The 7,401-nt window shown below is 65.2% G+C and carries 4 protein-coding genes and 3 pseudogenes; 6 read left to right on the top strand and 1 reads right to left on the bottom strand.

The features are described from left to right. Window positions 1–495: 495 nt before the first annotated feature. The gene (locus tag ACFQ79_RS39585; RefSeq protein ID WP_383592984.1) at window positions 496–741 is read right to left on the bottom strand and encodes a hypothetical protein; all 246 of its coding nucleotides are present in this window, start codon (window positions 739–741) and stop codon (window positions 496–498) included. Between the two features lie 789 nt (window positions 742–1,530). Between ACFQ79_RS39585 and ACFQ79_RS39580 the strand changes: the two genes are divergently transcribed. From ACFQ79_RS39580 to ACFQ79_RS39555, 6 genes and pseudogenes are all read left to right on the top strand, one after another. Continuing rightward, window positions 1,531–2,505 (top strand): HTTM domain-containing protein, encoded by a 975-nt coding sequence (locus ACFQ79_RS39580; RefSeq protein WP_383592981.1) that lies wholly within the window; start codon window positions 1,531–1,533, stop codon window positions 2,503–2,505. A gap of 506 nt (window positions 2,506–3,011) precedes the next feature. After that, window positions 3,012–3,251 (top strand): annotated as a pseudogene (locus tag ACFQ79_RS39575) (IS30 family transposase); the annotation flags it as partial. A gap of 249 nt (window positions 3,252–3,500) precedes the next feature. Then, window positions 3,501–4,136, top strand: coding sequence for a transposase (locus ACFQ79_RS39570; protein WP_383592978.1), 636 nt, complete (start codon window positions 3,501–3,503; stop codon window positions 4,134–4,136). 22 nt (window positions 4,137–4,158) lie between these two features. After that, window positions 4,159–5,378: pseudogene (locus ACFQ79_RS39565) on the top strand (IS3 family transposase). 176 nt (window positions 5,379–5,554) lie between these two features. Next, a complete protein-coding gene (locus tag ACFQ79_RS39560; protein WP_383592976.1) occupies window positions 5,555–6,436 on the top strand; it encodes an IS3 family transposase in 882 nt (293 codons plus the stop codon). Window positions 6,437–6,512: 76 nt separating this feature from the next. After that, window positions 6,513–6,680: pseudogene (locus tag ACFQ79_RS39555) on the top strand (IS30 family transposase); the annotation flags it as partial. Window positions 6,681–7,401: the final 721 nt, after the last annotated feature.

Genomic DNA, 7,401 nt, shown 5'->3' with positions numbered 1-7,401 from the left:
GAGGGCGCCCCGGCCGCTCGTCAGGCTGCGACGTATCGCCGCCGTCTGCGCGGCGGAGAGGCTGTCGGGCTCGTACTGCTCCATGCGCTGTGCCCCGATTCTTTGCGTGGCAACCCTCGTGCCGTAGTTGGGCCGGACTGCTCGCGACTGGTCCCTGATACATCACCCTGCCCAGGCTCTCGTCCTGGAAGCGAGCGCTCAGAGGAGGTCTCGTCAGATCCTGGTGGAGTAGCAGGAGACCGCTGCCTTGCCAACGCAGGGAATTGCCGTCTCAACTGCTGGTGCCAACCGGGACAGCACTACTGGTATGCGTCACATCGTGCTACCTCGCGGAGGACGATGCAAAAGTCGTTGGAGGCTGAGGCGGTCGGCGACGAGAGACTCATCGTCACCGCCCAGCGTGCTCCAGGCAACGATGCAACGGTGGAGGGTCCACAGCAGCGTACGGGCGGCAGGCAATGCGGTTTCGTCGCACCTGCCACCGGTCGGATGCGGTCAGACGACCAACAGTTCGTTGTGGTTACCCAGCCAGCCTCCGGAACCAGGGTTGATGAAGGTATCCGAGACCGCGTTGCTCTCATCAGTCACTTCACCGGTGGTGCCGGTGGTGTCAGCCTGAAGTTGGCCGGCTGGGCCAGTCATCAGGGCGGCTACGGCAACAGCTGCCGCTGCGGCAGTGGCCGCGGATGTGCCCTTCACCGTCCTCTTCGACTTCATGCTGAGTTCTCTGTACCACTTCATGAAAGTTCTCCTTGTGCGTGCGCTGTTCGTCTGGGGCCGGCAAACTCGTCGCTACGGGACGTCAGCTAGTCAGGATGGCTGAGGGTCCGGCTGATGCGATCGAGACCTAACACTGAGGGCAGGAGCAAGGAAGACGACTGAGTAATCGCTACCTATCGCAACTGCTGCATGTGTAGATTTGAGCAAGAAGTAGCACGAGAGGGCTCATTGCATTGAACATCCGGTACATGCACGTAGCCTCATCCATATGGCACGACTTATCCGACGTCCCGGCAAGTGCTCACGGCTCCAGGAACGTATTGAGGCGAGCGCCCTCGGCCGGGTGCTGATCTGCGCGCTTGTCTTCACACTTTTCCTGCCCGTGCTACCGGGTTGGCTGCCTGATGGTTCCGCCAGGGATCGCGCAGTGTCCGTCGTGGCGCCTATACGTCTCGCCGGCGGCGTGGACCAGACCTGGAGTATGTTCGCACCTAATCCTCCAGGGTTCACTAAGGAAATCAGCGTGGTAGTAACGTTGAGCAACGGCCGGGAAGCAGTGTGGAGCATTCCCGACGGAGATCCGCTGCTGAGCCACTACTGGACCTACAGGTGGGAGAAGATCACGTCGAACCTGGCTACGGCTCCGGAGTTACGCCCAGGACTGGCCCGCTGGGTCGCTGAACAGATGCATCAGGGCCGGGTACGCGCAACACGAGTTCGCATACTGCTTGCCAGTCAGGCTCTCCCCCCACCGGGGGCAACTGAACCTCCGCAGCGAAATCTGCAAACCATCTACGACGAGTCACTCTCATGACCAGATACCCTGCGCGAGTTCACGGACAGGATTTGCGGGACGAAGCCGCCGGCCCGCGTTTCGGGCCATGGAATAGCTTCTGGTTCCAGCCGCAGCCGATGATCGTCCTCGGCATTGTGCGGATCTGCTTCGGACTCCTCGTCGCAGCGTGGGCCATCGCGTTGCTGCCGGACCTTCTCACCTTCTTCGGGTCCTCCGGCGTGTCCCCACATCCCATGTCCATTCCGTATACATGGGGGCTCCTGCATCTGTTCCCTGCGGACCAGGCCGTATTCACTGTCTGGGCAATGACACTGCTGTCAGCGCTCGCACTGGCTGCCGGTTGGCACAGCCGAGCAGCTGCACTTGTCGTTTTCGTCTGCCTCATGTCATTCACGCGTCGCGACCCGTCCGTAATCAACTCCGGGGATGCACTACTTGTTGTCGAGGCACTGTTCCTGACCCTGGCACCCAGCGGCGCAGCACTCTCCTTGGACCGACGCCGCACTGCTGGATCCTTCTGGACTTCCCAGAGACGGGCCCCCTGGGCGGTCAGACTCCTGCAGGTCCAGATGTGCCTCATCTACCTGACAACCGTGCAGCTCAAGCTCAGGGGTGAGACGTGGATCGATGGCTCAGCGGTCTCCTACGCATTGCGGCTGCCTGAGCTGGCGAACTTCCAGCTGCCAGGGTGGCTTGTCGGCCAGCCTCAAATCATGCAAATAGCTACCTGGGGAACGCTCTTCGTCGAGTTTGCCCTCGCCACCCTTGTCTGGAACCTCCGTCTGCGCCCCTGGATCCTGTGTGCTGGAGCCACACTGCACTTGTCGATCCTTGCGACCATCAAGGTTGGCTGTTTCAGCTTTGCCGTTTTCATTCTATATCTCGCATTCATCCCGCCAAGCAGCGCAGTTTCCTGGCTCAGTCGCCTTAGCCCCAAGCTGACCCCTCCCTTTAAAGGCCGTAATAAAAGAATCAGCCCTGAAGTGTAAATATGACAGATAATGTGCCTGGCAACAGTCATCATCAGCTCCTCACAGAACACGGCAGGAGCAACGACCGCGGTGTCGCCTGGAGCTTTCGGACACCGGGACGGCTCTCGGTCCGACCGGATGGTAGATCGCGCTTCGGCCAGCTGAACCTGCCCTGCAGAACAAGCGCTGGGCCTGACAGTACGGAACGAGCAGCAGAAACCGGGCCCGGCAAGCCAGCAGACAGACCGCCCATTCCGTGAGCAGCACCGGCGCATTCGACCGCCATCCGCCCTTTCCAGCAGCACGAGCAAGGCGACCAACAGCACGGCCACGGCCCTTTCAGCGCCGGACTACATAGTCCGACTTTGACGGTCCTCTCCGCGCTCCGCAGCGCCGATACGGCAGCCCGGCCGCCTTGGCGATGTTGACCGCCACGTTGATGTCCTGGTCAATTGCAGTCCCGCACGCCGGGTACGTCCACTCACAGAGGTGCTGAAGCCTTGGCCGTCCTTAACTCCGCAGGACGAACAGACTGCGGGCCCGGTCTGGGAGCCGAGGCCGTCAGGGACGCGATCGCTGCCACGATCACTACACTGCCCGAACAGCTGCGCCGGTCGCTGACCTGGGACCGTGGCAAGGAACTGGCCCAACATGCCCGGCTCCGCGTTGATACCGGCCTCGAGATCTACTTCGCGGACCCGCACCGTCCCTGGCAACGCGGCACGAACGAGAACACGAACGGGCTGCTGCGGCAGTACTTCCCGACTTGTATGGGGGTAGCGGTGTCGTGATCGGGTTGGCCGCCCGTAACGTGCCGCAGGACGCCGGGCAGGCTGACTCGAGTACTTCCTGCCGCCCGCAAGGGCTGGCTCTCTTTGGGTGTGTCGACCTGCTCGGTGCCCGTTCGCGGCTTGACTCAACGGAGGCATGACCATCAGCCACCCCACGTTTCTCGAAGTCGGGCTGTCAGCCGCGGATCCCATCGCCCCGACGACCGAGAAGAGGGACCGCCGATGATGCTGATCGGCATCGACCCGCACAAGTCCACCCACACAGCCACAGCTGTCGATCCGGAAACCAACCGTGATCACGCTTCGACGCGCATCGACGTATCGCTCGAGGAGTACCAGCGCATGCTGGACTGGGCACGTCAGTGGCCCGAGCGGCGATGGGCCGTGGAGAACGCCAGAGGTCTGGGACACCACCTGACCTCATGGCTGCTCGCCCGCGGAGAAGAGGTCGTCGATGTCCCGCCCAGCGCGACCGCCCGGGTCCGCCAGCTCTCGCGCGGGGCCGGCCGCAAGAACGACCGCATCGACGCGGCTGCGGCGGCATGCGTCGCCGCGCTCCAGGGCGATGCGAGGCCCGTGCGTCCCGAGAGCTCGACGGACGCACTGGCGCTGCTGGACGAGCGGCGCAGCAATCTCGCCCAGGCCAGAGTCCGCGCGGTCAACCAGCTCCACGCGCTGCTGCGTGCGCTCCTGCCGGGCGGTGCACCGCCCGACCTGTCCGCGGCCAAGGCCGAGCAGCTGGTGGATTCGGTCGTCCCCGCCGGTCCGGCAGAGATCACCCGCCATGCCCTCACCGACCTGGTCTGCGAGGTCCTGAGGCGACACCCGAGGTGTGGACACTCTGACAATGGATCTTGATGGTTCGAGGAAGGGTGTCCTGGTGGGACGTAGGTCTCCGTATCCGGAGGAGTTCAGGAACGACGCGGTGGCGCTGTATCGCGCGGCCGCTGGTCGGCGCGCGTACGCGGCGGTCGCTGCGGATGTCGGGGTGACCGGCGAGACGCTGCGGTCCTGGGTGCGCCAGGCCGACTAGCAGGCCGGCCGCACCGGCGGCCACGGCGGCGGCGCGATGGTGGAGAGCCGGGACGAGGAGCTCGCCCGGCTGCGGGCCGAGCTCGGCCGGCTGCGCAAGGCGGAGAAGGAGTGGGAGCTCGAACGGGAGATCCTGCGGCGGGCGGCCCAGTATTTCGCGAAGGAGATGAGGGCATGACCGGCCGCTGGGGCTTCATCTCCGTCCACCGCGCCGGCTTCGGCGTGCAGCGGATATGCCGGGCCCTGGGCCTTTCGCGCTCGGGCTGCTACCGGTGGCTCGCCGGCGCCGAGGCCCGCGAGGTCCGCCGGACGGACGACGACGCCCTGGTCGTTGAGATCCGCGAGATCCACGCCGGTCACCGGGGAACCTACGGGGTCCGCCGCGTTCACGCCGAACTGCGCGGGTTCGGGCACACGGTCAACCGCAAGCGCGTCGAGCGGCTCATGCGCGTCAACGGGATTGAGGGCCGGCACCTGCGGCGGCGCAAGCGCACCACCGTTCCTGACCGGCTCGCGCCACCCGCACCGGACCTGGTCCGACGTGACTTCACCGCTGTGAAGCTGGACGAGAAGTGGTGCGGCGACATCACATACGTGCAGGTCGGCGGCACGTGGCTCTACCTGGCCTGCGTCCTGGACATCTGCTCGCGCCGGGTGCCCGGCTGGTCGATGGCAACCCACATGAGGACCGGGCTGGTCGTCGATACGCTCACGATGGCGGTGGCGACCCGCGGCGGCCACATCGAGGGAGTGATCTTCCACGCGGACAGGGGATCCCAGTACACCTCAGCAGCGTTCGCTCAGGTCAGCGACCGTTTCAGCATCCGCAGGAGCATGGGTCGTGTCGGGTCGAGCTACGACAACGCGCTGGCCGAGAGTTTCTGGCAGGGGCTGAAGAGAGAAGCGATGCAGGGGGTGTTCACGACGGTGCGTCAGGCCAGGCTGGAGATCTTCCAGTGGCTGACGTACTACAACGCCCGCAGGCGCCACAGCAGCCTCGACTACCTCTCACCCGTCGAGTTCGAACAGCAGCACCGGGCAGAGCATAGGCTCACGCTCGCGGCATGAAACCCCCGTGTCCACACTCCGGGGGACGCCTCAGACCGGCTCACCACCCTCGAGCGCGACGAGCTGAAAGAACTCCGCAAGGAAGTAGTGGAGCTGAGGCGGGCGAATGAGATCTTGAAGGCCGCTTCGGTGTTTTTTGCCCAGGAGATCGACCGTCCCCGGACGAGGCCGAGCAGGTGATCGACCATCTGCATGACGGCTTCGGGGCCGATCCCGTCTGCCGGGTGCTGGACCTGTCCCCGTCGGCGTACTTCGCGCGCAGGACGCGGCCGAAGTCGGCTCGCCGGCTCCGCGACGAGAATCTGATTCCCCTGGTCACGGCCGTATGGGAAGACTCCGGCCGCACCTACGGAGCCCGCCGGATCACCCGCGCCCTCGTCCGCTCGGGCCACCGAGTCGCGCGGTGCACCGCCGAGCGGCTGATGCGAGAGCTCGGCATCGAGGGCGTCATCCGCGGCCGGCGCCGCCGCACCACCATCCCGGAGCCGGCCGCCCCGCGCCCGCCCGACCTGGTCAGCCGCCAATTCGAGGCCGAACGCCCGAACCAGCTCCGGCTCGCCGACCTGACCTACGTCCGCACCTGGCCGGGCTGGGCCTACGTGGCATTTGTCCTGGACGCGTACTCCCGCCGGATCGTGGGCTGGCAGGTCGCCGACCACATGCGCACCGACCTGCCCCTGGACGCTCTGGAGATGGCGCTATGGCGGCAGAAGATCAAGAAGGACACCAACCTGATCCACCACAGCAACCACGGGTCGCAATATGTGTCCATTCGCTACACAGAGCGATTGTCTCAAGTTGGCGTCTCCGCGTCGGTCGGCTCCGTCGCGGACAGCTACGGCAATGCCATGGCTGAGGCCCTGAACGGCACGTCCAAGGCCGAACTGATCGAGCATCAGGGCCCGTGGCGGGACTCCGACGAGGTCGAGCGGGCCGTCTTCGGGTGGGTCGCCTGGTACAACAGCAAACGACTCCACTCCGCCCTCGGCTACGTCCCGCCTGACGAGTACGAGCACACGTACCGGGAACACCAGGCGCAAGCCCCGCAGACCGCTTGATCACACGATCGCGGACTCCACGAAAGTCGAGGCAGCTCACTACGCCACCGTCCCATGCGGCTTGACAAACACAGAGGCACCGAAAGGCACGGACCTGTCCAGATGGCAGCCGGACGACCTCGAGGCCGTTGCACTCGCCCTCAACAGCCGGCCCCGGAAAACCCTCGGGTGGAAGACACCCGCCGAAGCCCTCAACGAACACCTACTCTTGACTCAAGAAGCTGGTGTTACGACGACCGATTGAGTCCGGGCTGTGTGCCTACTTCACCCAGCGGCAGCCGGGCGGCGCCACTCAACAGCCTGTTCAGGCGACAAGGCCGCATCCAGGGGTCGAGTGCGCGCGTGTCATCGATTCGCAGAGCATCAAGGCCCTCGCCAACGGCCCTGCCTCCGGCCAGGGTGGCGACACGGAGAGAAGATCGTCGGGCGCAAGGGAGCATCGCCCTCGGCGCATCGGAGTCCTCGGAGTGCTGGTCGCCCCAGCCAGCGTGCCGGCCTGTCCGTCGGCAGCACGAACCGAGGGCGCCGCCGACGGACATCCGACGGCCCGCAGGACTCGGGGCAACGGCGGCTACTACCAGCAGTATCGTCATGCGCGCCGTCCGTCGCGAGGGGTTGGCATCCCGCTTCGCCGGTGGACCGTCGAGGCAGAACCCTGGGCCGGCTCATGGACCACCCCAGGCTCTCCCGCGGCCACGAAGGCCATCCCCACCGCTCTGAGCCATCATTCACCTCGCGGGAGCCCTCATGACCCGCCCGCCTCACTGAGCTTCTTCAGCTTGCCCGCCGATCGGGTGACCCACCTGAAGTGTCTGTGCAGGTCAGACCCTCTTGAGCGCCTCCGGCCGAACCCGAGTTGAAGAAGCTCACTGAGCTTCTTCAGCGTTGCTTCTCCAGGGTGAGGACGGCCTTGACGATTGACGTGAGCTTGTTGGGGCTGACGCGGGCTTTGCAGAAGATCCGCC

The organism is Streptomyces sp. NPDC056480 (genome assembly GCF_042795405.1).
Taxonomy (GTDB): domain Bacteria; phylum Actinomycetota; class Actinomycetes; order Streptomycetales; family Streptomycetaceae; genus Streptomyces.
The sequence above is the reverse complement of the archived record's forward strand: the minus strand, read 5'-3'. Positions and strand labels throughout refer to the sequence as shown.

Bases quoted from the DNA above. Each gene is read 5' to 3' on its own strand.
- ACFQ79_RS39585 (WP_383592984.1), bottom strand. From the start codon at position 741: ATGAAGTGGTACAGAGAACTCAGCATGAAGTCGAAGAGGACGGTGAAG.
- ACFQ79_RS39580 (WP_383592981.1), top strand. From the start codon at position 1,531: ATGACCAGATACCCTGCGCGAGTTCACGGACAGGATTTGCGGGACGAA.
- ACFQ79_RS39570 (WP_383592978.1), top strand. From the start codon at position 3,501: ATGATGCTGATCGGCATCGACCCGCACAAGTCCACCCACACAGCCACA.